At 46.4% G+C, this 26,146-nt stretch carries 26 protein-coding genes; 19 read left to right on the top strand and 7 right to left on the bottom strand.

Going from position 1 to position 26,146, the window contains the following annotated elements:
* Positions 1 to 47 precede the first annotated feature (47 nt).
* The 3 genes from FTT63_RS07810 to FTT63_RS07820 all read right to left on the bottom strand — a co-directional run bounded on the left by FTT63_RS07810 (position 48) and on the right by FTT63_RS07820 (position 3,981).
* Positions 48 to 1,511, bottom strand: a complete 1,464-nt coding sequence (locus tag FTT63_RS07810) for an amino acid permease (protein WP_075175150.1) — start codon at positions 1,509 to 1,511, stop codon at positions 48 to 50.
* The gene (locus FTT63_RS07815; RefSeq protein ID WP_016659819.1) at positions 1,511 to 2,545 is read right to left on the bottom strand and encodes a class I SAM-dependent methyltransferase; all 1,035 of its coding nucleotides are present in this window, start codon (positions 2,543 to 2,545) and stop codon (positions 1,511 to 1,513) included. Before FTT63_RS07815 ends, FTT63_RS07810 begins: the two co-directional genes overlap by 1 nt.
* Positions 2,546 to 2,610: 65 nt before the next feature.
* Complete coding sequence (locus FTT63_RS07820) at positions 2,611 to 3,981, bottom strand: uracil-xanthine permease family protein (RefSeq protein ID WP_016659820.1); 1,371 nt, start codon at positions 3,979 to 3,981, stop codon at positions 2,611 to 2,613.
* A 173-nt stretch (positions 3,982 to 4,154) separates the two neighbouring features.
* Between FTT63_RS07820 and typA the strand changes: the two genes are divergently transcribed.
* Entirely contained in the window at positions 4,155 to 5,987 is a 1,833-nt protein-coding gene (gene typA, locus FTT63_RS07825) for a translational GTPase TypA (RefSeq protein WP_005175828.1), read from the top strand.
* A gap of 174 nt (positions 5,988 to 6,161) precedes the next feature.
* Positions 6,162 to 6,599 carry a large conductance mechanosensitive channel protein MscL gene (mscL, locus tag FTT63_RS07830; RefSeq protein ID WP_005175830.1) on the top strand — a complete coding sequence of 146 codons (438 nt, stop codon included), beginning with the start codon at positions 6,162 to 6,164 and terminating at the stop codon, positions 6,597 to 6,599.
* A gap of 113 nt (positions 6,600 to 6,712) precedes the next feature.
* Here mscL and FTT63_RS07835 read toward each other — a convergent pair whose 3' ends face one another.
* Together FTT63_RS07835 and mutM are read right to left on the bottom strand one after the other, a co-directional pair.
* On the bottom strand, positions 6,713 to 6,997 hold the full coding sequence (locus tag FTT63_RS07835) for a peptidylprolyl isomerase (protein WP_005175832.1): 285 nt from the start codon (positions 6,995 to 6,997) through the stop codon (positions 6,713 to 6,715).
* A gap of 5 nt (positions 6,998 to 7,002) precedes the next feature.
* Positions 7,003 to 7,863, bottom strand: a complete 861-nt coding sequence (mutM, locus tag FTT63_RS07840; protein ID WP_005175833.1) for a bifunctional DNA-formamidopyrimidine glycosylase/DNA-(apurinic or apyrimidinic site) lyase — start codon at positions 7,861 to 7,863, stop codon at positions 7,003 to 7,005.
* Positions 7,864 to 8,137: 274 nt separating this feature from the next.
* Between mutM and otsB the strand changes: the two genes are divergently transcribed.
* The 8 genes from otsB to FTT63_RS07880 all read left to right on the top strand — a co-directional run bounded on the left by otsB (position 8,138) and on the right by FTT63_RS07880 (position 15,876).
* Positions 8,138 to 8,977, top strand: a complete 840-nt coding sequence (gene otsB / locus FTT63_RS07845; RefSeq protein ID WP_005175835.1) for a trehalose-phosphatase — start codon at positions 8,138 to 8,140, stop codon at positions 8,975 to 8,977.
* Positions 8,928 to 10,358 carry a trehalose-6-phosphate synthase gene (locus FTT63_RS07850; protein ID WP_180192151.1) on the top strand — a complete coding sequence of 477 codons (1,431 nt, stop codon included), beginning with the start codon at positions 8,928 to 8,930 and terminating at the stop codon, positions 10,356 to 10,358. The genes otsB and FTT63_RS07850 overlap by 50 nt, the downstream gene beginning before the upstream one ends.
* A 193-nt stretch (positions 10,359 to 10,551) precedes the next feature.
* On the top strand, positions 10,552 to 11,529 hold the full coding sequence (locus FTT63_RS07855; protein ID WP_180192152.1) for an acyl-CoA dehydrogenase: 978 nt from the start codon (positions 10,552 to 10,554) through the stop codon (positions 11,527 to 11,529).
* Entirely contained in the window at positions 11,517 to 12,311 is a 795-nt protein-coding gene (locus FTT63_RS07860; protein ID WP_180192153.1) for a PIG-L deacetylase family protein, read from the top strand. Before FTT63_RS07855 ends, FTT63_RS07860 begins: the two co-directional genes overlap by 13 nt.
* A complete protein-coding gene (locus tag FTT63_RS07865) occupies positions 12,292 to 12,906 on the top strand; it encodes an SAM-dependent methyltransferase (protein ID WP_168395875.1) in 615 nt (204 codons plus the stop codon). Before FTT63_RS07860 ends, FTT63_RS07865 begins: the two co-directional genes overlap by 20 nt.
* Positions 12,903 to 13,583, top strand: coding sequence for a glycosyltransferase family 2 protein (locus FTT63_RS07870; RefSeq protein ID WP_005175848.1), 681 nt, complete (start codon positions 12,903 to 12,905; stop codon positions 13,581 to 13,583). Before FTT63_RS07865 ends, FTT63_RS07870 begins: the two co-directional genes overlap by 4 nt.
* 173 nt (positions 13,584 to 13,756) lie before the next feature.
* Positions 13,757 to 14,881 carry an NADH:flavin oxidoreductase/NADH oxidase gene (locus FTT63_RS07875; protein ID WP_016659829.1) on the top strand — a complete coding sequence of 375 codons (1,125 nt, stop codon included), beginning with the start codon at positions 13,757 to 13,759 and terminating at the stop codon, positions 14,879 to 14,881.
* Between the two features lie 59 nt (positions 14,882 to 14,940).
* Positions 14,941 to 15,876: an AEC family transporter gene (locus tag FTT63_RS07880; protein WP_016659830.1), complete on the top strand. Its 936-nt coding sequence runs from the start codon at positions 14,941 to 14,943 to the stop codon at positions 15,874 to 15,876.
* Positions 15,877 to 15,934: 58 nt separating this feature from the next.
* Here the strand turns inward: FTT63_RS07880 and FTT63_RS07885 are convergent, their stop codons facing one another.
* Both FTT63_RS07885 and FTT63_RS07890 read right to left on the bottom strand, forming a co-directional pair.
* Positions 15,935 to 16,747 carry a tetratricopeptide repeat protein gene (locus FTT63_RS07885; RefSeq protein WP_005175859.1) on the bottom strand — a complete coding sequence of 271 codons (813 nt, stop codon included), beginning with the start codon at positions 16,745 to 16,747 and terminating at the stop codon, positions 15,935 to 15,937.
* 276 nt (positions 16,748 to 17,023) lie between these two features.
* A complete protein-coding gene (locus FTT63_RS07890; protein ID WP_180088723.1) occupies positions 17,024 to 17,749 on the bottom strand; it encodes a folate-binding protein YgfZ in 726 nt (241 codons plus the stop codon).
* A gap of 254 nt (positions 17,750 to 18,003) precedes the next feature.
* Here FTT63_RS07890 and acnD point away from each other — a divergent pair, with 254 nt between their 5' ends.
* The 9 genes from acnD (at position 18,004) to FTT63_RS07935 (ending at position 26,143) form a co-directional block, all read left to right on the top strand.
* Positions 18,004 to 20,610 carry a Fe/S-dependent 2-methylisocitrate dehydratase AcnD gene (gene acnD / locus FTT63_RS07895; RefSeq protein WP_180192154.1) on the top strand — a complete coding sequence of 869 codons (2,607 nt, stop codon included), beginning with the start codon at positions 18,004 to 18,006 and terminating at the stop codon, positions 20,608 to 20,610.
* Positions 20,611 to 21,086: 476 nt separating this feature from the next.
* Positions 21,087 to 21,428 (top strand): hypothetical protein, encoded by a 342-nt coding sequence (locus FTT63_RS07900; protein WP_034597578.1) that lies wholly within the window; start codon positions 21,087 to 21,089, stop codon positions 21,426 to 21,428.
* 355 nt (positions 21,429 to 21,783) lie between these two features.
* Positions 21,784 to 21,927, top strand: a complete 144-nt coding sequence (locus FTT63_RS07905; protein WP_075167893.1) for a zinc ribbon-containing protein — start codon at positions 21,784 to 21,786, stop codon at positions 21,925 to 21,927.
* A 328-nt stretch (positions 21,928 to 22,255) separates the two neighbouring features.
* Positions 22,256 to 22,477, top strand: a complete 222-nt coding sequence (locus FTT63_RS07910) for a hypothetical protein (protein ID WP_075167930.1) — start codon at positions 22,256 to 22,258, stop codon at positions 22,475 to 22,477.
* Positions 22,478 to 22,576: 99 nt separating this feature from the next.
* Positions 22,577 to 22,837: a hypothetical protein gene (locus tag FTT63_RS07915; protein ID WP_016659841.1), complete on the top strand. Its 261-nt coding sequence runs from the start codon at positions 22,577 to 22,579 to the stop codon at positions 22,835 to 22,837.
* Positions 22,838 to 23,413: 576 nt separating this feature from the next.
* Positions 23,414 to 23,746, top strand: a complete 333-nt coding sequence (locus FTT63_RS07920; protein ID WP_286385208.1) for a VOC family protein — start codon at positions 23,414 to 23,416, stop codon at positions 23,744 to 23,746.
* 605 nt (positions 23,747 to 24,351) lie between these two features.
* Positions 24,352 to 25,017 carry a pseudouridine synthase gene (locus tag FTT63_RS07925; RefSeq protein WP_180192155.1) on the top strand — a complete coding sequence of 222 codons (666 nt, stop codon included), beginning with the start codon at positions 24,352 to 24,354 and terminating at the stop codon, positions 25,015 to 25,017.
* Positions 25,018 to 25,181: 164 nt separating this feature from the next.
* The gene (locus tag FTT63_RS07930) at positions 25,182 to 25,562 is read left to right on the top strand and encodes a ribonuclease E inhibitor RraB (protein ID WP_016659844.1); all 381 of its coding nucleotides are present in this window, start codon (positions 25,182 to 25,184) and stop codon (positions 25,560 to 25,562) included.
* 134 nt (positions 25,563 to 25,696) lie between these two features.
* Complete coding sequence (locus FTT63_RS07935) at positions 25,697 to 26,143, top strand: SRPBCC family protein (protein WP_180192156.1); 447 nt, start codon at positions 25,697 to 25,699, stop codon at positions 26,141 to 26,143.
* Positions 26,144 to 26,146: the final 3 nt, after the last annotated feature.

Genomic DNA, 26,146 nt, shown 5'->3' on the forward strand with positions numbered 1-26,146 from the left:
ACTTGGACTGCTTTTTTGTTGAGTGCTTTTAAAGAAAGCTGAATCAATTATTCACGGTCGATCTTCATCGGCTGGACATCCATCTGCTGATAAGGAATCAGCTTGGTTTTGTATTTCCATTTATAGCCTAACCAGATGGCCAGGAACAATAAAATCCCGATATAGGTGGAAAGCACAGCCAGCCACTCACCATCAAGTACCGCCTGATAGTTCTGACCCAAGACGACAATCGCACATAAAGTGAAGGCAAACCATGGTGCGAACGGGAAGAACTTGGCACGATACGCCAGATCTTCAAGTTTATAGCCCTGAGCAAGATAGCCTTTGCGGAAACGATAATGAGAAACCGCAATACCCAGCCAGACAATAAAGCCACACATGCCTGACATATTTAGTAGCCAGTTAAAGACCTGTTCTTCACCAATAAAGGTGGTCAAGAAACATAATGCAGCAATGGCTGTAGTGGCATACAGCGCATTCATCGGTACGCCACGTGGATCAAGGCGGGCAAAGGCTTTTGGTGCACTGCCTTTACGTGCCATATCAAACAGCATACGCGTAGATGAATACATGCCTGAGTTACCCGCAGACAGGATCGCCGTTAGAATGACTGCATTCATGACGCTGGCTGCAAAGGCAAAACCGGCCTGTTCATACAGTAAGGTAAACGGTGACAGTGCCACATCATCTGTTGCAGCGGCCTGCAGTAATCGTGGATCATCATAGGCAATCAGGGTGCCGATAATGAAAATACACACGATATAGAACAACAGGATACGCCAGAAAATCTGTTTGATTGCAATCGGAATGGTTTTCTGCGGATCTTTGGATTCACCTGCAGCCACGCCGACCATTTCTGTGCCCTGGAAGGAGAAACCGGCAATCATCGCCACACCAATCAGGGCTGATAAACCACCGACAAAGGGTGCTTCACCTTTGCTCCAGTTACCAAAAGTTGCAACATCCGGGGTCATCATGATCTTGGCGATCATGACCAGACCAATAATAATAAAGATGATAATCGCAAGCACTTTGACTAAAGAGAAGAAGAACTCGGACTCACCAAAGCCTTTGACTGTCAGGGCATTAATCGCAAACACCACGGTCAGGAACAGGGCACTCCAGTAGAAACCGGGAATATCCGGGAACCAGAACTTCATGATGAACTGTACCGCAACCAGTTCAAATGCCACGGTAATGGCCCAGTTATACCAGTAGTTCCAGCCTAGCGCGAAACCAAAACCACCTTCAACATATTTGCTGCCATAGGTAAAGAATGCACCTGAGGTCGGATTGTGGGTCGCCAATTCGCCCAAGCTGGTCATCAAGAAATAGATCATGACGCCAATCAGGGCATAGGCCAGTAATGCACCACCCGGACCGGCATTGGCAATGGTCGCACCGGAGGCCAGGAATAAACCGGTCCCGATCGATCCGCCAATGGCGATCATATTTAAGTGGCGAGCACCGAGCTTACGCTGCAGCTGTCGGCTGTGTTGAGTTTCGCTCATCATACTTCCTTAACATTTTTTTGAGTGCTCGCGAACAGCACTTTAAAACCTTGTTGATCTGCCTTGACCGTACACTGGCCAAAACTCTGTTCAATCAACAGGGGATAATTTAAAAAGCGGTTGGCCACAATCCACAGTTCACCACCCGATTTCAGGTGGCGGCGCGCAGTTTTGCACAGTTTTTCGCTGGCATCATAGTCGGTCTGAATCCCCTGATGAAAAGGCGGATTGCTGACAATGGCATGTAAAAACAGCGGCGCATCTTCAATGCCACTGACGGCTTTAATTTCAAGCTGCTGCGGATTGAGCTGGTTGTGCTCAAAAGTCATTTGGGTTGAAGCGAGTGCAAAAGCATCTACATCCAGCGCGAAGATACGGTTATCTGGATTCAGCTTGGCCAGATAGGCACTGATAATGCCGGCGCCACAACCAAAATCGGCAATTTTACCCGATGGCACCTGGCTTAAATAAGGCAGGAAGACCGCTGTACCGATATCAAGCCGGTTCTGGCTGAACACACCTGGCAGGGCACAAATCTGTAGATCGCCTTTCGGCGTCGCAACAGTATAACGCTGCGCCCAGTCGGCCAGTGCTTTTTTCTCGACGCTGCAGTCTAGTGTTAATTGCCAGAGTTGGCAATGACGGGCACTGTCGAGTTTTAAGGCTTTACCATAAGGCTGTAGCTGTTTGGCCGCACGTTCGACGCCGCCTTTTTTCTCACCGACCAGAAAAACACTGCTGCCGGTTTGCAGATGGGCGGCAACATTGTGCAGCACATAATTCAGCAGTTCTTTGGATTTCGGCACAAAAATAACCGCCTGATCAAATTCGCCTTCTGGAAAGTCGGCACCAAAATGAACGGGGGCAGTCTGGTTCTGGAAATAGTGGTAATCGTTAAAATTCCATGTCCAGAAAAAAGGCTGGACCGATTCACCGAATTCAGCGAACAGCTGGTCTGTAGGCGCATTGATCAGTAACACACGACCTGATAAATAATCATATTGTCGTAATAGCACTTCGCTTTTAGCATCCATGAGTCGCTCTCCAATAGAAAAACACTGTCCAAGTCCGGCTCAGACAGTGTTTTCTGGACATGAAATTACTTCTTGGTTTCAGGTAATACAATATTCAGAATCAGTGCTGCAATACCGCCGGTCGCAACACCTGAGCTAAAGATATTACGGAATAATTCTGGCAGATGCTCCAGAATTTGTGGCACTTGTGCAACGCCTAAACCCAGTGCCAGAGAAATGGCAATGATCAGCAGGGCGCGACGGTCCAGATGAATACCCGATAAAATGTTAATTCCCGATGCGGCTACCGCACCAAACATGACCATCACTGCACCACCCAGAACGGCTTGAGGCACAGCCTGAATCACGCCAGCAACGGCTGGTAATAAACCTAAAATCACCAGCATCGCGGCAATCCAGATCCCCACATAACGGCTAGCCACACCGGTTAACTGAATCACACCATTGTTTTGTGCAAATACCGAGCTTGGGAAGGTGTTAAAGATACCGGCCAGGAATGAATTGGCACCATTGACCAGTACGCCACCTTTAATGCGCTCCATCCATTTTGGACCATCCACAGGCTGGTTCGACAGTTTTGAGGTTGCAGTGATGTCACCAATCGCTTCTAAAGACGTGACCAGGTAAATAAAGGCCATTGGAATGAACAGGCTCCAGGAGAATTCCAGACCAAAGTGCATTGGAGTTGGCACTTGTACCAGTGGCGCTTCCTGCAGACCAGAGAAGTCCAGATGACCCATAAAACCAGCCACAATATAACCCACGATCAGGGCAATCAGGATGGCGGAGCTTTTAATCCAGGTCACATTAATCCGGTTCAGGATAATGATTAACGCTAAAACGGTACAAGACATGATCAGGTTATCGGCATTGGCGAAAGTCTTGTCCGACATGGCCTGATAGCCACCGCCCATACTGATTAAACCTTCTTTAATTAAGGTTAAACCAATCAGCAGGACCACAATCCCGGTCACCAGCGGGGTAATCAGTTTTTTAACCCATGGCAGAATTTGTGAAACACCCATCTCGATAAATGAACCGGCAATCACCACACCAAAAATAGCAGCCATAACCGACTCAACTGGTGTACCTGCTGCGACCATTGCAGAACCAATCCCGATGATTGGGCCAATAAAGTTAAAGCTGGTGCCCTGAACAATTAACAGTCCGGCACCAAAAGGACCTACTTTTTTAGCTTGCAGGAAAGTTGCAATCCCCGAAATCACCAAAGACATCGATAAAATCATGTTGGTGTCTTCTTTGGAAACACCCAAGGCCAGACAGATCAACAGACCTGGTGTCACAATCGGGACAATAATGGCCAATAAGTGTTGGAAGGCAGCAAGAAAAGCAATAAATGGTTTAGGACGGTCATTCAGACCATAGACCAAATCCAGTTGCGGTTTTTGATCAGGAGATGAATTAAATTCAGACATAAGTCAAAAGCAAATTAGGCTAGGTGGCGGTATTCTAATCGAGTTACACGTCTTTACAAACTTTAAATCGTCGCTTCTGTCGAAAAAAGTTCGATTGTCAATAAAGTGTCACTACTAAATGAGAGTATTTTTCTGTATAATTTGCCCTCAAATTTAAAGCGTATCGAATTTACATGTCAGATATTAAAACTCTCCGCAACATCGCGATTATCGCGCACGTTGACCACGGTAAAACCACTCTTGTAGATAAACTTTTACAACAATCAGGTGCTCTCGGTGAACGAGCGGGCGAGATTGAGCGTGTCATGGATTCAGGCGCTATTGAAAGTGAACGTGGTATTACCATTCTTGCAAAAAACACTGCAATCAAATGGTTAGATAAACGTACCGATACTGAATACCGTATCAACATCGTGGATACCCCGGGACACGCCGACTTCGGTGGTGAAGTTGAACGTGTCATGTCGATGGTGGATTGCGTACTTCTTCTGGTTGACTCACAAGAAGGTCCAATGCCACAAACCCGTTTCGTAACGCAAAAAGCGTTCGCACGTGGTTTGAAGCCAATCGTGATCATCAATAAGGTCGACAAGCCAAACGCGCGTCCTGACTGGGTGATTGACCAGGTATTCGATTTGTTCGACAACCTGGGTGGTACTGACGAGCAGCTAGACTTCCCGGTGGTATATGCGTCTGGTTTACGTGGTGTTGCTGGTCCATCTCCAGAAGAACTGGCTGAAGATATGACACCGTTGTTTGAAACCATCGTAGACATCGTTGAACCACCAGCAGTTGACGTTGATGGTCCATTCCAGATGCAAGTGTCTTCACTGGACTATAACAGCTTCGTGGGTGTAATCGGTGTTGGTCGTATCCAGCGTGGTTCTGTAAAACTGAACACACCTGTCACTGTCATCGACAAAGATGGTAAAACACGTAACGGCCGTATCTTAAAAATCATGGGTTACCACGGTTTAGAGCGTATTGATGTAGATTCTGCATCTGCGGGTGACATCGTATGTGTAACCGGTATGGACGAGCTGCATATTTCTGACACCATCTGTGATCCGAAAAATGTTGAAGCATTACCACCGCTTTCTGTAGACGAACCAACCGTATCGATGACATTCCAGGTCAACAACTCGCCGTTCGCGGGTAAAGAAGGTAAGTTCGTGACCTCACGTAACATCCGTGAACGTCTAGACCGCGAATTGATTCACAACGTTGCACTGCGCGTTGAAGATACTGACAGTCCTGACCGTTTCAAAGTGTCTGGCCGTGGTGAACTTCATCTTTCAGTTCTGATTGAAAACATGCGTCGTGAAGGTTTCGAGATGGGTGTATCTCGTCCGCAAGTGATCTTGAAAGAGATTGACGGCGAAATGCAAGAACCGTACGAAAACGTAACGTTTGACGTTGAAGAACAGCACCAAGGCGCTGTGATGGAACAAATGGGTAACCGTAAAGGTGAGATGACCAATATGGAAGTGGACGGTAAAGGCCGTATCCGTATTGAAGCAACTGTTCCTTCACGCGGCTTAATTGGTTTCCGTTCTGAATTCATGACCATGACGTCTGGTACCGGTATCATGACCTCTAGCTTCTCGCACTACGGTCCAATGAAACAGGGTTCTGTAGCAAAACGTCAAAACGGTGTACTGATTTCTATGGTTCAAGGGACTTGCTTGGGCTATGCACTGTTCAGCTTGCAAGACCGTGGTCGTCTATTTGCTAAACCTCAATTGGAAGTTTACGAAGGTATGATCGTGGGTATTAACTCTCGTTCAGACGATATGGTGGTGAACCCAACCAAAGCGAAACAGTTAACCAACGTACGTGCATCTGGTACGGATGATGCGTTAACTCTGGTTCCTGCAATTGAATTCACACTTGAACAAGCACTTGAATTCATTGAAGATGATGAGCTGGTTGAAGTAACGCCGAAGTCAATCCGTATCCGTAAGCGTTACCTGACTGAAAACGAACGTAAGCGTAACAAATCTTAATTTTTAAAATTAAGAAGAAAAAAGAAACCGCCAGGTCCACTTGGCGGTTTTTTTTGTATTAAATGTTCTAAAACTACTTGGAAATAATTGAAAAAAGCGTACATTAAGCAGAAATCAAATCCTAGTAATTATGTATACTTCATCACATAAATAAAGATATATTCTGGAGCGCATATGAGCATTTTAAAAGAATTTAGAGAGTTTGCCATTAAAGGCAACATGATGGACTTGGCAGTCGGTGTTATTATTGGTGGTGCATTCGGTAAGATTATTGATTCACTGGTAAAAGATGTGATCATGCCGCTGATTTCATGGATTTTAGGGGGTGATGTCGATTTCACCAATAAATTCCTGATTCTGGGTGATAACCCGAACAATGTCCAAACCTTGGCTGCTGCCCAGGAAGCCGGTCTGAACATTTTCCATTATGGTAATTTCCTGACCATCTTCATTAACTTCCTGTTATTGGCCTGGGTGGTGTTCTGGTTGGTGAAACTGATGAACAAAATGCGCCGTAAGCAGGAAGCAGAGCCAGAACCGGCAGCAACTCCAGAAGATATCGAATTACTGCGTGAAATTCGTGACGAATTGAAAAAACGTCCGCAGGCGTAATTGAAAGCAAAAGAAAACGGCGCAAAGGCGCCGTTTTTTTATAGAATCCCTCCCAACCTCCCTTTAATAAAGAGAGGAGAAGTCCCCCTTTGCCAAAGGGGGATTTAGAGGGATTAAAAATCCATCCGGAATTTAATTTCCACCAAATGAAAACCAAACTGGCTTTTGACCGGACCATGCAACACCCGTTCAGCAGCCGTAAAGACCAGTTTATCAATCACTGGGACCAGTTGGCCTTTTTTCACTTCACCGAGTTCGCCTCCACGTTTGGCTGAGTTGCAGGTGGAATACTGTTTGGCAATTTTGGCAAAGTCTGCACCTGCTTGCAGCTTCTTTTTCAGCTGCTCGGCAGTATCTTTATCTTTTACCAGAATATGACGGACGATGGCCGTTTTCATGGGTATTACCTCGCTGTATGTTTTGGCTTGCTGGCTTTAGGATGAGCCAGTTTGACTTTCTTCAGCGGTTGGCACTCCGGGCAAAACACTGAGGCGCGCTGACCAAGCTTGAGATTTTCCAGTGTGGTTTCACAGTTGACACACATTTCACCGGCACGACCATAGGCCAGCAGGGTTTGCTGAAAATAGCCATTTTCGCCCATGGCATTGCTATAGTCGCGTAAGGTCGATCCACCCAAATCAATGGCCTGTTTTAAAATCCGTTTGATCTCCACAGTTAGTTTGTCAATCTGTTCCAGACTTAAGCTCGACGCCGGTTGTGCCGGGTGAATGCCCAGATTAAACAGACTTTCTGTGGCGTAAATATTGCCCACGCCCACCACCACATGGTTATCCATGATTGCAATTTTAATGCCGACATTTTTGTTTTTCAGTTTATCGGCCAGATAGTGAGCATTGAAAGCATCACTTAAAGGTTCAGGCCCGAGCGTATCAATCAGTTTGCTTTGCGAGTTTTCATCTAGCCAGAGAATACAGCCAAAACGGCGCGGGTCGTGGTAGCGCAGCTGAATATCATCAAACTGGATAATCAGATGGTCATGTTTGCGCAGTTCGGCCTCGGGCTCACATAGGCGGAAGCTGCCGGACATGCCCAGATGCCACAGCATGCTGTCCTGTTCAAACTGGGCCAGAATATATTTGGAGCGACGGGTCAGGTTCAGTAGTTTTTGCCCGACCAGTTTGTGTAGATCGTCTGGAATTGGCCAGCGTAAGCTGGACTGGCGTACCTGCACGGCGTGCACACGCTGTTCTAGCAGCGGTAATAAACTGGTTTTGGTGGTTTCAACTTCAGGTAATTCAGGCATGGACAGGCTTCGGCATGAGGATGCAGCTAATATCGGGTTGAATCTTGAAAAATACAAGACAGGGCAAGGCTGCATTATAAAGTGAATTGCCGTACCGCGCAGCCGGATCAGTCTTGCGGCTCAAACTGAACATTCACAGAAAAATAAAAGCGATTCAGCGTCCAGGTAAAAAAATGTAAGCCTGCACATCATTAATGTTGAAAATCACATGCCGCCCATAAAAAAACGCCAAGATAGGGCAAAACAAAAATGAGTTATCCAGATGAGGAGCAATATGCATACGCCGCAACACATCATCGAGATCTGTCAGCAGCAGCAACGTCAATTAAGTCTGTTTCTCGATTTAGACGGCACTCTGGCCGATTTTCAGCTTGACCCGCAGCACAGTTTTATTCCCACCTCGACTTTAAACACCCTGGCCGAATTATTGCAGTTGGGGATTCCGGTGAGTGTGGTTACTGGCCGTTCCATTGAGATGGCCAGACAGCTGTTACAGCAGTTACCGCTGCCGATTGCTGAGTTACATGGATTACAAATTTGGTGGAATAGTACAAAGAAATTACAACTTGATTTAAGTCATATTAATTATAAGCAGCTCCGGGCAGACCTGAGTCAGGCCTGTCGCGCCTACCCGAATTTACGTATTGAGGATAAGCAGTTTTCGGTAGCCCTGCACTACCGGGAATATCCAGAGCTTGCGCCGGTTGCACAGCAGATTATGGCGGTGCTGCAAGTGCGTTATCCTCAACTTAAGCTCAAGCAGGGCAAGTGTGTGGTCGAGCTTTTGCCTCAGCAAGCGAGTAAAGGTTTTGCAATTAGTCGCTTACTGGAAGCAATGCCAGAAAACAGCACTTTTCCCATTTTTATTGGTGATGATGTGACGGATGAAGATGGATTTGCCGTGGTCAATCAGCATCAGGGTTTGAGTATTAAAGTCGGTGAAGGCGAGACACAGGCCCACTATCGGCTGGCCAATACCCAAGCCGTGGCGGAGTTGCTGCATTTAATAAAAATACATTGCGAAACAGGAGCAATGACCATCAAAAGAGGATGTGAGGGTAAAAATGTCAAAGCTAATCGTGTTATCCAATCGGGTCAGTTTACCGAATCCTGAAAAAAAAGCCGCAGGTGGTCTGGCGGTGGCCATGCAAGATGCACTGCATGATATTGGCGGGGTCTGGGTGGGCTGGAATGGTGAAAGAGTCGAGCAATTTTCCCAGCTGAAATTCGACTCGGTGCAGCATCAGGGTGTGGAATATCTGACCAGCCCCTTAACTGAACAGCAGTACCAGCAATATTACTGTGGCTTTGCCAACAATGCCTTGTGGCCGGCCATGCATGATCGTAGCGATTTAATTGAATACTCCACAGACGAATATCTGACTTATCAGGAAGTCAATCGCATGTTTGCCGAACAGCTACAGGCGATTGCTGAGCCGGATGATGTGATCTGGGTGCATGACTATCATTTTTTCAGTATCGCCCGGCATTGCCGCCAGTTAGGCATGCATAACAAGATTGGTTTTTTCCTGCATATTCCTTTTGCCCATGAAGCGGTGTGGCGGGAAATTCCGGTGGCATCACGTTTACTGCAAGACCTCTGTGAATATGATGTAGTTGGACTGCAAACCCAGCGCGATCAGCAGCAATGTATGCGCATTTGCCAGACCATGCTCAGTGGTGAGGAAATTCATCCTTATATCCTGCGTTATCAGAATAAGCTGACCATGATGAAGAGTTACCCCATTGGGGTGAATCCAGACCTCATCCAGCACGCGGCCGCTCAGCCCTTAACGAGCACCCAAGGTATCTTTGATTTTGACTCCCTGGCCCACCAAAAAACTATTATCGGCGTTGACCGGATTGATTATTCCAAAGGGCTGCTAGAACGTTTTGATGCTTTTGCCCATTTCCTGGCTTCTTATCCTGAATATCACCAGCAGGTGGTGGACCTGCAAATTGCCTGTCCATGCCGCATGGATATTCCCGCCTATCAGCGCCTGTACCAGCGTTTAGAAGACCAGATTGCCGCCATTAACAGCCAATATGCTACAGCAGACTGGTTGCCGGTGAATTGCAGTCATCAGACCTTGGCACATGAAGTGCTGATGAAAATTTACCGCCAGTCGGATATTTGCTGGGTCACTTCTTTAAAAGACGGTATGAATTTGGTGGCCAAAGAATATATTGCCGCTCAGGATGCCGATAATCCGGGCGTGCTGATTCTGTCCGATAAAGCCGGTGCCGCAGACCAGATGCCGGATGCACTAATTGTGAATCCACATGACCGCGAGGCCATGACGCGAGCCCTGAAACAGGCACTGGAGATGCCGCGAGCAGAGCGGATACAGCGTTACAGTCGCTTAATGGATGGTCTGAAAAAATTTGATATTGCCGACTGGCGTACTACTTTCTTAAATGATCTGCGCCATAACAGCTTCCTGTATCACTACAAGATGCCGCTTCGCGCCCAGGTCTCGCCGGTGATTCACTAATACGTTAACAATTTTCAATATTTATCTGCCCAGCCACGTGCTAAATCTAAACAGGGTCATCAGTTAAAAACATCAACATCGCCGTACCGTGACTGCAAGTTTGGCTACTCATGCCCGCTTGTGGTCACTGTGCTGGCAATGATGACAACCGGATAGATTGAGAACAATTATATATTTGGAATATAGAACCACTATGGACCAGATTCTGGCTGAATTTGAACAGCAGACAGCGCCTACCGCCGAAGATTACGTCACCACACTACGCCGTTTGCTGGCAGTATCACCTGAATTTCCTCATCCGGGCAGGGGGCAAACCCTGCTGCGCTGGCAACTGCTGGCCAAAGTTGCGGCCACCGATTTAACTTTGGTGAAATGGCTGGAATCACATTTCGATGCGCTGAGTATTTTAAACGAACTACAGATTCAGTCCGTTCCGGCGGGCTGGTGGGCAGTCTGGGCCGCGGAAGGCCATCCACAACCTGTACAGTATGAGCAGGGCTATTGTTCCGGTTATAAGGCTTGGTGCTCGGCGGCATATGCGGTGGATTTTGGTTTAATGACTTATCGCGGTGCAGATGGCCAGTCACAATTATTGATGGTCGAGATGCAGCAGCCTTCAATCCAAGTAGATGATAGCAGTTGGCAAGCCATCGGTATGCAGCAGACGGCCACAGCAACTATTCATTTTCAGTACACTCCAGCCACACGCATTGCACAACCCGGAGATTATCTGAATCGGCCGGGCTTCTGGCATGGTGCAGCCGGTGTTGCGGCCTGCTGGTATGGTGCTACAGTACGTCTGGCTGAATATTTACAGCAGCATGTGCAGCAGAAAACCCATGCCTATCATGAATTGTATTTGGGCGAAGTCAGTACCCGACTGGCCGTGACACGACAGTTTTTTACCCATGTAGCTGCCCAGATAGATGCAGCGCCGGCACACAGCCATGAACTGATCATCCGGATGTTACGCGCCCAAGTTGAGGATACTGCGCTATTGGTACTGGAAAAGGTCGGAAAAGCGCTAGGCGCACGACCTTTTTGCCAGCAGGCACATTTTGCCCGGTTGGCTGCCGACTTGCCGGTATTTTTGCGCCAGAGTCATGCTGCTTTTGATCTGGCTGCAATTGGCCGCTTATCGCTACAGGAGGGGCAAACATGGCAACTCTGATCGATCCGGTAGTCGGTGACCGGAAAATCTATGGTAGCGGTACCGATCAGGCGCAGTGGCTCAATTGGTCCGGACTGACCGGGCTGCCGGATTTGAATCTGACGCAGCACTTTCCTGAGCGTGGCCGGGTACTAATTTTCGCGCCACATCCCGATGATGAAATTCTCGGTTGTGCGGGTCTGATGCAGCAACTGGCCGCGGCAGGGCGTGAACTGCTGCTGGTTGCAGTAACCAATGGTACCGGCAGCCATCCTCGGTCAAAACGTTATAGCGTTGAGCAGCTGAATGTGCTGCGGCCACAAGAAAGTCTGAATGCCTTGGCGGTGCTGGGACTGGAACATAAGGTCCAGCGCATTGCCCTGAACATTGCAGATGGCCAGGTGATGCAGGCTGAATCCGAACTGTTGCAGCAGCTACAAAACTGGGTGCAGCCTGAGGATATTCTGGTGACCACCTTCGCTCAAGATGGCCATCCCGATCATGAAGCCACCGGACGGGTGGTGCAGCATTGGGCCAGACAGCACCGGCAGCGCTGTTATCAGGTGCTGATTTGGGCCTGGCATTGGGCCATGCCAGCAGATGCACGGATTCCCTGGGCACAGGCACGAAAACTCCGTTTAACTGCGCAGCAGCTGGCCTTAAAACAGCAGGCGATTCAATGTTTTAAAACCCAGATCGAGGCTGATGACACTATTCACCAGCCGCCAATTTTATCGGCAAAAACCATTTCACGACTCTTAATCCCGTACGAGGTCTATATTGATGCGACTGAACACGGATGACTATTTTGACCAGCTGTATCAGGACAATGATGATCCCTGGCACTATCAGCAGCGCTGGTATGAGCAGCGTAAACGGCAGCTGTGTCTGGCGGCCTTGCCGCAGGCGCAGTTTCAGCGGGTCCTGGAAATTGGCTGCAGCAATGGCATCTTCAGTGAATTGCTGGCTCCGCGTTGTCAGCAGCTCATCTGTGTAGATGCCAACCGTCGTGCGGTTGAACTGGCACAGGCCCGTCTGGCGAGGTTTGCGCATGTGCAGGTGCGGCAACAACGTGTCCCTGAAACCCATCTGGCGCTGGAAAATGATAGTCTATTTGATCTGATTATTCTCAGTGAAGTGGCCTATTACCTGCGTCCGGCCGAATTAGTGCAGCTAATGCAGCAGCTGCAGCAGTGTTTAAGTGCAGACGGTACGCTGCTGGCCTGTCACTGGCGTTACCCGATTGCAGGCTTTGAGCTGAATGGCGATCAGGTACATGCCTGTTTAAGGCAACAACTGGCACTGCATCATTATTTGCAGATGAATGATCCGGATTTTCTGCTCGATCTCTGGACTCAAGATGCACAATCTGTGGCTGCGCGGGAGGGACTGATATGAGGATGGCGGTGGTGGTGCCTGCCTATAACGAAGCCGAAACGCTGGGCGCCTGTCTGGCGGCTATTCAGCAGGCCATTGCACAATTACCGCCCGTTGTGTCTGAAGTAAAGGTGCTGGTGGTGCTGGACAGTTGTGATGATCAGTCTGTTGAAATTGTACAACAGGCCGGAATCGACTACTTGTGTTGTGAAGTACGCTGTGTTGGTAAGGCACGGGATTTGGGCGTGCGCGCCATGATTGCCAAAGGTGCTGACTGGATTGCCTGTACCGATGCCGATACCCAGGTTGATGCGCAGTGGTTATCTGCACAATATGCCCATCAGCCGGCAGCACTGATTTGTGGCGTGGTTGAAATTAAAGACTGGTCGCCTTTATCTGCGGCCGCCCGGCAGAAATATCTGCGCCATTATCAGGATAAAATGGACCATCGGCATGTGCATGGGGCCAATCTCAGTTTTTCTGCTGCGGCCTATTTAAAAGCCGGTGGTTTTCAGGCCAGCAGCTGTCATGAAGATGTGCAGCTGGTCGAGCAGATGCAGTGCTTAAACCTGCCGATTGTCTGGAGCAACCAGGTACGGGTCACCACCAGCAGTCGTCTGGACAGCCGGGTCAGTGATGGTTTTGCCGCCTATTTGAACCGGCTGGAACAGGCTTGTCGCGCTGCGTCTGAAGTGTGATCGATCGTGCAAAAAATGGCTGTCATCGGGCTGACAAAAACACAGCGTATTTTGATCAACACCACAGTTTAATTCGGTTACATAAAGCGGTAAAAATAAACAGCTTTTAGCCAATTCGGCCGTCTATCTCGGTTAGAATAATTTTCATGAAAATCATAAGGCAGGATCGCCCCATGGCATTATTATTTGAACCTATCCATTTTGGCACGCTTGAATTAGACAACAGAATTATTATTGCCCCCATGTGCCAATATTCGGCCAATGACAAAGGCGAGCTCAGCTATTGGCATGAGCAGCAATGGGCCAACTATGCCTTGTCGGGTGCCGGTTTATGTATTATTGAAGCCACGGCGGTGCAGCCAGAAGGGCGGATCAGCTATGCCGATTTAGGCCTGTGGAATGATTTGCAGCGTGCGCAGATGAAAGCCTTGCTGGCCAAAGTCAAAACCTTGTCACCAATGCCATTTGCAGTGCAGCTGGCGCATGCTGGACGTAAGGCATCTACCGATAAACCGTGGCTGGGCAAAGACCAGTTTGCGCCGGATCATGCCCAGGGCTGGCAAACCGTATCGGCCAGTAATTTGCCGTTTAACCCGACCGATCATGCCCCCCATGCACTAAGTCTGAATGAAATTGAACAGGTAATTGCCGACTTTGCCAGTGCTGCGGTGCGTGCAGTGGATGCTGGCTTTGATTTAATTGAAATTCATGCTGCCCATGGTTATCTGCTACATCAGTTTATGTCGCCATTATCCAATGTCCGCGATGATGAATATGGCGGCAGTTTTGAAAACCGGATTCGTTTAACCCTGGAGGTGTTCCAGGCCATGAAACAGGTGGTGCCAGAAGGTTATCCGATTGGGGTACGCCTGTCTGCTACCGACTGGATGGATGCGCAGGGCGGCTGGAATATCCAGTCTACGGTCGGGGTAGCCAAAGCGCTGGAACAGCTAGGCGCGGCCTATATTCATGTGTCTAGTGCCGGTCTGCATGCCCAGCAGAGTATCGAGATTGGGCCAAGCTATCAGGTGCCTTTTGCACATGCCATTAAACAGGCGGTGCACCGTATTCCGGTGATTTCAGTGGGCCTGATTACCGAAGCGGTGCAGGCTGAAGAAATTCTGCAAAATCAGTATGCAGATGCCATTGGACTGGCACGAGCGATGCTTTATGATCCACGTTGGCCGTGGCATGCCGCCGCTGAACTGGGCGGGCAGATTGCCATCGCGCCGCAATACTTGCGCTGTCAGCCGCATGGTTTAAAAGATTTGTTCCATCCATTTCCTGTTCAGGAATAAGCAACAGCAGTATCAGGGATGATGCGTTTTAGATCTCGTTCTAGAGAAGGAAGGCACTTTTGTTGCTGAATATTTTACTGCCCTTGGTGGCAGTACTGGCGCTGGGCTATAGCAGCGTACGCACCAATTTTCTGGCGGCCACGCATATTCAGGCCCTGAGCCAGTTTGTGATGAAGGTTTCACTGCCAGCCTTTTTACTGTATGCCCTGGCCAGTAAAGACCTGGCTGAAATCTGGCATCCCGGTTATTTTATTGGTTATGGGCTGGGCTCGCTGATCCTGTTTTTTCTGGCGTTAGTCATTTATAAAACCTATTTCCGGCATAGCCTGACCCACGCCAGTGTGCTGTCGATGGGCGCGTCGATGTCCAATACCGGCTTTATTGGCACGGCTATTTTAACCCTGCTGATTGGCAGTCATTCCGCCATTTATCTGTCATTAACTCTAATTATTGAAAACCTGATTATTGTGGCGATGGTGCTGTTTCTGGCCGAAGCCGGTTTGCAAAAGCAAAACCATCATCTTTCGGCGTTATATCTGAAAACCTTAAAAAGTTTGCTAAAAAATCCGGTGATTCTGTCGATTATTGCCGGGATGGCCTGTGTCTTGCTCAATTTAAAACTACCGGACAGCATCAATCAGATTCTGGAGATGCTCGGCAAAACTGCATCGCCGTTGGCTTTATTTGTGATTGGCGGCAGTCTGGTCGGAATGCGCCTGCATTCGGTCAATCTGCAAAGTGTGCTGCTGGTCGGGATGAAAGTCCTGCTGATGCCGCTGGTTATTTTCACCTTGTTGTGGAGTTTGCCCAATGTCAGCTCAGAAATGCTGTTTGTTGGTACGTTGCTGGCGGCATTGCCGATGCCTGTGGCCTTTGGGATTTTTGGCCAGAATTATGGCCTGAATGAACAGGCACTCCAGCCTTTAATTATGAGTACGGTCCTGGGTTTAATCGGAGTTGCTTTCTGGTTAAGTCAGTCATCGCATTTTCTTTAAATCTTTATGTATCCCAAATAAAAAAGCCCGGTCATCGGGCTTTTTTCGGTCAGCCGCATTAGCTTTTCTTGGCTGCTGCTTTTGGTGGATTCTTGGCTTGATCGGCAATCATCTTGTCCACCACAGCCAGCGATTCTTTGGCTTGCGGGACATTTTCCTTGGCTAGGGCAGAGAAAATCTTTTTCGCTTCCGGCAGGTTTTGCGGCACGATGTTGCCATTGGTAAACATATTGCCAACCGCCATCAGCGCTGGAATATAGCCTTTTTGTGCTAAATCCTGAATGCTCTTTAAGCCTTGCTGAATGGGTGCTTCATTTTTGTTTTTAAAGCCCAGGCTAATGTCATATAAGGCTTTGGCATGAATGGCCTGATTGTTGCCTTTTTTAATGAGGGGTTCCAGTAATTGCAGGCCTTTTTTATCTGAATCGGCTTTGTTTTCAGAGAAATACACCACCGCTAAATCAATGGTGGCATCATGAAAGCCTTGTGATGAAGCTTTTTGCAGATACTGTTTGGCTTTATTGGTATCCTGTTTTAGACCCAAAGTGCCGGTCAGATGGTTTTTACCGAGTACATAATTCGCCACCGGATAGCCTTTTTTCGCGGCCTGCTCATATAGCTCGATGGCTTTCTTTTCATTTTTGGCCGTACCTTGGCCGGTTTGGGTCAAATAACCCAGATTATAAATCGCTTGCGGATTACCGGTTTTGGCCAGTTTGTCTAATTCCTGATAGGCACCGCTCAGGTTGTTGGCTTTGACCATGGCTTCAATTTTGGCGAAAGCCGGATCGGTCGGAATACTGTTATTGCTGTTGGCGAGGGTAAATTGTGTCGAAAGGGCAACTAGACTTGCCAAAATCAGTTTTTTCATCGTTGTATAAAACCTTGTATCAATGACCACATAATTCCATTTATGTGTGGGGAATAAATTGTCACTCATCATCATAAGATGAAATCAAAGAATGTAAATATAGATGTATCGGAATCCGGTAATTTTTTCAAACCACGTAGGAACAATAATAAAAAAATCCTGAATTTAAGGATTGCTTCAATTTGTAAATCAGTCTCATTTTTTTGACGGATAAAAAAACAACCCAAGTTACACGTGTCACTTGGGCTGTTTTTCATAGATCTGCTAGTGACACGCTTAATTTTGCGGCCGCGCCACATCACCGCTTAAAGCTTCAGGTAAATCCAGAACCGTTACATCTAGCTCGGCTAAGGCATCCGGTTTGGCTACCACCAAAGCTTGATAACCGCTATCAATGGCCAGGCTATTCACCACTTCTACATCATTGTTTAGTTTGCTGGCGATAGCCGGAGCATCGCCTGTACCTTGAATCAGATGCAACCAGTGTTTTGGCTTGGCTTTAAACCATAAACGGGCAATCACTTCCTGACCCAAATAACAGCCTTTGTCATAATGAATGCCTTCACGTTGATGCAAACGCAGTTCCTGTGGCTGGAACAGTTCCGCGGTGCTGGCCTGAATCCAGGCCTGACCACTTTCAAGCGCCTGTAATTGCCATGCTTGAATATCCTGTTCAGTACTTGTGAACTGGGTGTGTAGACCATTTACGACCGGATAAACCTGACCGGCTTCTTCCAGTTTCATTTTCGAGAAAGCACCAAACTTTTTAATGTGTTTGGCAAAGTCTTCAGCTTGATCGGCCGTTACTACAATTTCAAACTGTTCAGCATCTTGTTTGGTCAGCCATAAACCAAACAGAATACGGCCTTTCAGGCTACAAATTGCAGTATAACGGGTTTCGGTTTGCGGCAGTTTTTCGACATCTACCGTGACTTGACCTTGTAAGAATTTTTGCGCATCTACACCGTTTAAAGTGAATGCAGAGAAAGTCAGATTACTCATATTCTAATCTTGAAACCGTATCTAATACTAAAGAATGAGGTTAATTTTGCGCTATTTTTCAAAAAAAATCATATTTCTGGCCAGAATTTTCTACTAGATGTAACCAAATTTTTCAAAAATGTATCTTTTTTAACTTAAGTTTATGAAATATATGAAATTTGGGAAATAGGCTTCGGGCAGCGTACAATGCCAAGCAGCATGAATGTTAAACAACAAAACTTTGAAAGAAGAAGTCAGAACAAGGCAGGTACGCTATGAATAACAACTACCGTAAACCGCTGCAAGGCACCCCGCTAGAATATTATGATGTGCGACAAGCCGTTGAAGATATTCAGCCAGGCGCATATGCCAAACTTCCTTATACCTCCAAAGTGCTGGCCGAGCAGTTGGTGCGTCGTTGTGATCCAGCCATTTTAGAGCAGTCCTTACGCCAGCTGATTGAACGCAAGCAGGAGCATGATTTTCCATGGTATCCAGCACGTGTAGTCTGTCATGATATTTTGGGGCAAACGGCACTGGTCGATCTTGCCGGTCTGCGTGATGCCATTGCCGATCAGGGCGGTGATCCATCCAAAGTCAATCCGGTGGTGCCAACCCAGCTGATTGTCGATCACTCACTGGCGGTGGAATACGGTGGATTTGATCCGGATGCATTTGAGAAAAACCGTGCAGTCGAAGACCGTCGTAATGAAGACCGTTTCCATTTTATTGAATGGACCAAAACAGCCTTTAAAAATGTCGATGTAATTCCGGCAGGCAACGGCATCATGCATCAAATTAACCTGGAAAAAATGTCACCGGTAATTCAAAACCGTGATGGCGTAGCATTCCCGGATACCTGCGTGGGTACAGACTCGCATACCCCGCATACCGATGCGCTAGGCGTGATTTCAGTCGGTGTGGGTGGTCTTGAAGCTGAAAATGTGATGCTGGGTCGTGCATCTTGGATGCGTCTGCCGGACATTATTGGGGTAGAATTGGTTGGTCAGCGTCAGCCGGGCATTACTGCGACGGACATCGTCTTGGCGTTAACTGAATTCCTGCGTAAAGAACGTGTGGTCGGTGCCTATTTAGAGTTCTTTGGTGAAGGTGCGGACAGCATGTCAGTGGGTGATCGTGCCACCATCTCCAATATGACCCCTGAATATGGTGCAACCGCTGCGATGTTCTATATTGATCAGAACACCATCGACTATTTAACCCTGACCGGTCGTGAGCCTGAACAAGTCAAACTGGTTGAAACCTATGCCAAAGAAATTGGGCTTTGGGCATCTGACATGACACAGGCGGAATATCCACGTGTGCTGCGTTTCGACTTATCAACGGTAACCCGTAATATTGCAGGGCCATCCAATCCACATGCACGTGTATCCACAAGTGACTTAAAAGAAAAAGGCATTGCCGGTGTTGTTGAACAGCGTACCGATGGTTTGATGCCAGATGGTGCCATCATCATTGCCGCGATTACCTCATGTACCAATACCTCAAACCCACGTAATACGGTTGCAGCAGGTTTATTGGCACGTAAAGCCAATGAATTAGGCTTGGTGCGTAAACCATGGGTGAAGTCGTCATTTGCACCGGGGTCTAAAGCGGCTGCGCTGTATTTGGAAGAAGCCGGTGTACTGAAAGACTTAGAAAAACTCGGTTTTGGTATTGTGGCTTATGCATGTACCACCTGTAACGGGATGTCAGGTGCGCTTGATCCAAAGATTCAGCAAGAAATTATTGACCGTGACCTGTATGCGACTGCGGTGCTGTCGGGCAACCGTAACTTCGATGGTCGTATCCATCCGTATGCAAAACAGGCTTTCCTCGCATCTCCGCCACTCGTGGTTGCTTATGCGATTGCCGGAACCATTCGTTTTGACATCGAAAAAGATGCGTTGGGCACCGACCAGAACGGTAATCCAATTTATCTGAAAGATATCTGGCCATCGGATGAAGAAATTGATGCATTGGTCAAAACTTCGGTGAAGCCTGAGCAGTTCCAGAAAGTCTATATTCCAATGTTTGATTTGGGCGAAGTCGAGCAGGCGGCAAGTCCGCTGTATGACTGGCGTCCGCAAAGTACTTATATTCGCCGTCCACCATATTGGGAAGGCGCGCTGGCTGCACCGCGTACATTAGCCAATATGCGTCCGCTGGCAATTTTGGGCGATAACATTACCACTGACCATTTATCACCATCGAATGCAATTATTCTGGATTCGGCGGCAGGTGAATATCTGGCGAAAATGGGCTTGCCTGAGGAAGATTTCAACTCCTATGCCACCCACCGCGGTGATCACTTGACGGCACAACGTGCAACGCTGGCCAACCCGAAATTGTTTAATGAAATGGTGGTACGTTCTGACGGTACCATTAAGCAAGGTTCCAAAGCGCGTGTCGAGCCTGAAGGCGAAGTAATGCGGATGTGGGAAGCGATTGAAACCTACATGAATCGTAAACAGCCGCTGATTATTGTTGCCGGTAAAGACTACGGCCAAGGCTCAAGCCGTGACTGGGCGGCTAAAGGTGTACGCCTTGCTGGTGTTGAAGCGATTGTGGCAGAAGGTTTTGAGCGTATTCACCGGACTAACCTGGTTGGGATGGGTGTGTTACCGCTTGAGTTTAAGCCGGGCACAGACCGTAAAACTTTAGGTTTGGATGGTACAGAACTGTATAGCGTGATTGGTAATATCGCGCCACGTTCGACGTTGACTTTGGTGATTGAGCGTTCAACGGATGATGGCAAGAACCAGATTGTTGAAGTGCCGGTGACCTGTCGTCTAGATACCGAAGAGGAAGTGTCTGTGTATGAAGCGGGCGGTGTATTGCAACGCTTTGCGCAGGATTTCTTGGAAGGGAATGTGGCTTAATTATTAAATGAATCCTCCCCAACCCTCCTTTAAGAAAGGAGGGAGTTTCTCTTTTTTTCTTATGCCATGTATGGCTCAGGGTTAGGGGGAGATTAAAGTTATTGAAATTGTTTAAAAACGCTCTAATGTACATTGGGGCGTTTTTTATTGGTGCTTACAGAGAAGATTCGAAGGAGGTTTTAAGATTGAATTAAAAAGTGGACTTCTGTCATACGTCCAGTGGTCGATATTAAGGCTGATTCCCTATTCATTATTCAAAATATATTAAAGGTTGAATGCGATTTAGAATTTATTAGAAATATATAAAACTAAATTTAAAATAATTAAAAAAATAAATAAATTCAATAAATTAATTGAATTTTTTAATTGAAAAGAGTAGTTTGTTTTCTTTTTGTAATTTGCAATAGCGTTTTTGTAAAAATGCAATTGATGAGGGGTTTATGGGAAAATTAACTGCTGTAATTTTAGCGAGTGTTATGTTGTTTATGACAGGCTGTGCCACGATGTTTAATGGTTCAACACAGACTGTAAATATTCGTAGTAATGATGAATTAGCCAAGCTATATGTAAATGAAGAGTATATGGGCCAGCGTAGTGCTGTTTATACTTTTAAGAAGAAAGAAAATTATGTAATTAAGGCAGAAAAACCAGGCTGCCAAACCACGAGCATCACACCTCAAAAGACATTTGACCCAACCACCTTATTAGGCATTCTGGTCGACTGGGGCATTATCTCAATTCTTGTTGTTGATGGTGCTGCGACAGGGGCATGGCAGAAATTCAGTCAAACCAATTTTGTTATCGATCCTAATTGCTAAATTGGTTTAAAAAATATCCCATTTTTGAATGGGATATTTTTTTATAGAAGACAGATTTGCAGACTTATAGGTATTACGGGAGATAAATAAGCGTTTATAGAATTAGAAATATATTTTAAAAATTAAATAAGAATAAAAAATCTTTTCCTGATTGCGGGATTTAATACCAAATTAATTAGCATCTACAACTCAAATTGGAAAAATTTCTTATTAAATTTCTATAAAGCCAGCTTAATTTTCTATCAAAATTATCCTTCGCCCAAACGCCATCATCACTCGTCGAAATGGACAATAGACAATCATCACAGATTGGTTATACTGAATAGACCATTTCTAAATCATACGGAGAGCAAAGATGGTAACTGCAGGCGACAAGCCAGGAACAGGCTTCTATTTTTGTGTCCAATGCGGACATCGCGTTTACTTAGAAATTGGTACAGACCGTTTACCCCCGTGTACCAAATGCCAAGGCAATCAATTTAACAATAAGAATGCCTAAGCAACAGCACTCAAACAGTTACCCTCTGTTTTGAATGAAAGCCCTATCACACGATAGGGCTTTTTATTGATCCCATTAAAAAGCCCTATCACACGATAGGGCTTTTTAATGGGATCAATAAAAATATGCTGAATTTTCAGGGTGTTAGAACAGTTGAAGCACTACAAAAAGAAAACGCAAAATCGAGATACAAATTGAGTGGGTTTGAGGTTCTATCTTATTGAAAATGAATAATAAAAATTAAGGTGTTTATTACTTGAATCTGTTTAAAAATTAGCCATTAATCCCCATGTTGAATAAGACATATAGCATATTTCAGGTGCAGTCTTTGCAACATTATCTTGATCTTAACCATGACTCTGGCGTGGCCAATTATGAAATAGGTCATGAGTTTATTCGGGTTCAGTTCCGTAAAAATAGCAGGGTCTATACTTATAGCTATGCCAGCGCCGGTGTGCAGCATGTCGAGAATATGAAACAGCTGGCCCAATATGGCGATGGGCTGAATGCCTATATCAACCGTTATACTCGCTGGCTGTATTTAAAATAAATAACTGGCCTGTTTTTTGCTTCATGATGCTTCCTAGGAGCGCCACATCCACTTTCGGGTGGATGCTGGTTTTAAAGAAAAATCATCAGGAGCAAAGCCATGTCAAACTCTCAAGCTGCCGATTCTTATACTCAATTGCCGGTCAAGGCGCATCTGCTGGCGGGTTGGCCGTTACTGCTGGTGCTGTTTGGTGGTGCCATTGGGGTGGTTTATGCCGTGCTGGCTTACATGCTGAATATCAAAATTTATCAATCGACCTTATCTAAACTGAATAAAGTCTTGGCCAATTTGCTCTGTGGCATGTCAGCCTTAAGTGGCTGGTGGTTTAGCGCCCAGCTCATTCAAGGACAGTTATTTTAAACAGCTCGATACCTCACGATTAAAGATCTGCAATGTCCTGAACCGGGCAGAATAATTTATGCCTGAATATTCCAGAAAAATACGGAATCATGAAAAAGAATCATGATTATGGCAGCTTGAAAATAAAAAATTCTATCTAAACCGTTTGATGTGAGAAAAATTATCAAAAAGATGAAAAAACGCCGTAGCTTAGGAAAACAATCCCGCCGGCTTTTGACAATTCTATTGCTCAAGGGTGAAAGGGGATCGAAAAGAGTAGATTGCTACCAGTAACGTATCACGTGCGTGTAGTACTTACCCACAAGGTCTCGATTCGGCTTAGGACGCTATAGATCAGAAGTTTATAGGCAAAAAGTTAGAACTTACCAAGTTTTAATGGTTGAAGTATTTCCCGCTCCCTTAAAAATAAAAATTTCAACATCTCTATTCTTCTTTATCTTTTTGTTATTCCTATTTCACTATATTCGTTTAAATCACCTTCATTTTCCTTTCAGTTATCGCAACCTTATTTGCCAGAATCCTACAGGGTACTGAAAGCAGCTATGCTATAAAAAATAAAAACTACCGAGCAGAACAATGAAAATTTATGTCACCAGTCTTATAGTCGATGATCAGGAAAAAGCCTTGCAGTTTTATACTCAGATACTTGGTTTTCGGCTAAAACAGGATGTCCCGGTGGGTGAATATCGCTGGTTGACGCTGGTTTCTCCCGAGCAGCCAGATGGTGTTGAGCTGCTACTAGAACCGGATGTGCATCCCGCAGCGAAAGCCTTTAAAGCCGCGATTAAGGCAGATGGTATTGCTTATACCTCATTTCAGGTCAACGATCTTGAGGCAGAATATCAGCGTTTACTCGCGCTAGGTGTGGTTTTTACTCAAGCACCGATGCCGGCCTGGCTGGCAATGTGAAAATTGCCGTGCTGGAAGATGGCTGCGGTAATTTAATTCAACTGATGCAGCCGCTGTCTTGAGCCATCATAATCACTTAGATAAATTCTCTTAAAATCGCCATTTTCTGCAAAATAAAATGAAGAATTTAACCTAGTGTATAAAAATTTCTTGTGATTAAGCTTTATTAGGGAAAATTTCCTGAAAATATTTTAAATTGACTGATCTTCGGAAAACAATTTCGGCAGGCTTTGACTACTATATCTCTCAAGGGTGTGACGGGATCGAAAAGAGTAGCATGCTGTCAGCGGCGCAAAACGCGAGTGCAGTACTCACCCAAAAGGTCTCGATTCGGCTTAGGACGCTATAGATTAGAAGTTTATAGGCTATAAGATCATGACGTACAACGTGATGATAGTTGAAGTAAACAGCAAGTTTTCCCTGACACCCTAAAAATTCCGTGCATGACCAGAACAACAAACTATAAAAATCAAACTCGAAAAACCAGAGAATAAAAACTATTTCTCTCCAGTAGCTTCCAGATTAAATATCTATCTTCTCAATAGATTGACAGCGGATTGGCCGCTTGATATTTTGCCCGCTTTCGACTCCCAAGCCGTACCGCCATGCCTTTAAACGACAACTTTGTATATTGCCCGCCGCAAGAGCCACTAGTCCTGCTCTATGAAGATGATGATCTGGTGGTGATTGAAAAGCCAGCAGGTTTGCTGTCGGTGCCGGGGCGGTTGCCGGAGCATCAGGACAGTGCCTATTTACGCGTGTTGGCGCGCTATCCACAGGCCAAAATTACCCATCGTTTAGATATGGCCACCTCGGGTATTCTGATGTTTGCCAAACATCGTGATGCAGAAGTAGCGGTGAGTAAAATGTTTCAGGCGCGCACCGTGACCAAGCACTATATTGCCCTGGTACAGGGCAAACTCGACGGTGAGGGCAAAGTTGAGGTGCCATTAATTACCGACTGGGAAAACCGGCCGCGTCAGATGGTGCATTTTGAATTGGGTAAGCCGGCACAGACTTTATATCAGGGACTGGACTATAATGCCGAGATGGACATCAGCCGGGTATTGCTGACCCCAATTACCGGACGTTCACACCAGCTACGCGTGCATATGCAGTATATCGGCCATCCAATTACCGGCGATAAGCTGTATCATCCAGAACCTGCACGCAGTCCCCTAAAACGCATGGCCTTGCATGCCAGTTATCTGGCTTTTACTCAGCCTTTAAGCGGTACCGCGGTTGAAATTCGTGGACAGGTACCGTTTTAAGCAGTTGATCTGATTTTGAGTGCGCCCCCCAAAACAGGGGATTGCCGATCCGGATAGAGATCAGGATGATAGAACAGAAAAAAATTAAGTGCTCTATCTCGGAACTGCAACAAAATTAGGGTAAGCTGACCAGTAGAACAACAACACAGAACAAGGACAAAACGATGTCACGCGATTATGAACAATTTCCAGATGACGACAACGGCAACGTACTTTGGCAAATGCATGAAGATGGTGATGATCTGGACGAGGCACATGAAATTGAATATTCGATTGCCTTTACCGACCAGGAACAGGCTGAACGTTGTGCCTTATTTCTGTTAAATGAAGAACAAAAAATTTCTTTATTTCAGGATGATGATTCTGGTGTGACCGAATGGATTATTACCATTTATGTTTATATGGAACCGGCCTATGCCGATATTGTTGATTTAGAAGAATGGTTCACCAAAATCGCCAACCAGTTCCAGGGTGAATATGATGGCTGGGGCTGCATGGCCTATGTCTATGATGATGAAGACGAAGAAGAAAACTATCCGGTTTAACCCCATTTTCTAGTACAAAAAAGCATGCCGGAGCGCATGCTTTTTTTGCTTTACGCTCGCTTCAACCAAAGTCATACACAGGCCCAAGGCAGAAGGCGTAGACTGAAAATTATTCGCTGTAAACAGGTGACGTCATGCAACACAGCGTACAGTTACACCGTATATTTCAGGCGCCGTTATCGCGGGTATATCGGGCCTTTGTCGATCCGCATGCCCTGGTCAAATGGATGGCACCACATGGCTTTACCGTGCAGATTGAACAGTTTGAACCCGTGGTCAATGGTCATTATAAAATCGCCTTTTGTAATTTGAGCACGGGCAAATGCCACGGTTTTCACGGGCAGTATCTGGAAGTGATTCCCGAGCAGCGACTGCGTTATCAGGATGAGTTTGATAGCCCGGATTTACCCGGACTGATTCAGGTCACGATTGAGTTTAAGGCGGTATCGGTTGGAACCGAAGTCTGGATTCAGCAGGACAATCTGCCCGATGCCATTCCGGTCGATGGCTGTTATTTGGGCTGGCAGGAATGTCTGGATTTACTCAGCCTGCTGGTGACCCCTGACATTCCGGATGAGTAAAAC

Source organism: Acinetobacter sp. C15, from assembly GCF_013420645.1.
GTDB classification, from domain to species: Bacteria; Pseudomonadota; Gammaproteobacteria; order Pseudomonadales; family Moraxellaceae; genus Acinetobacter; species Acinetobacter indicus.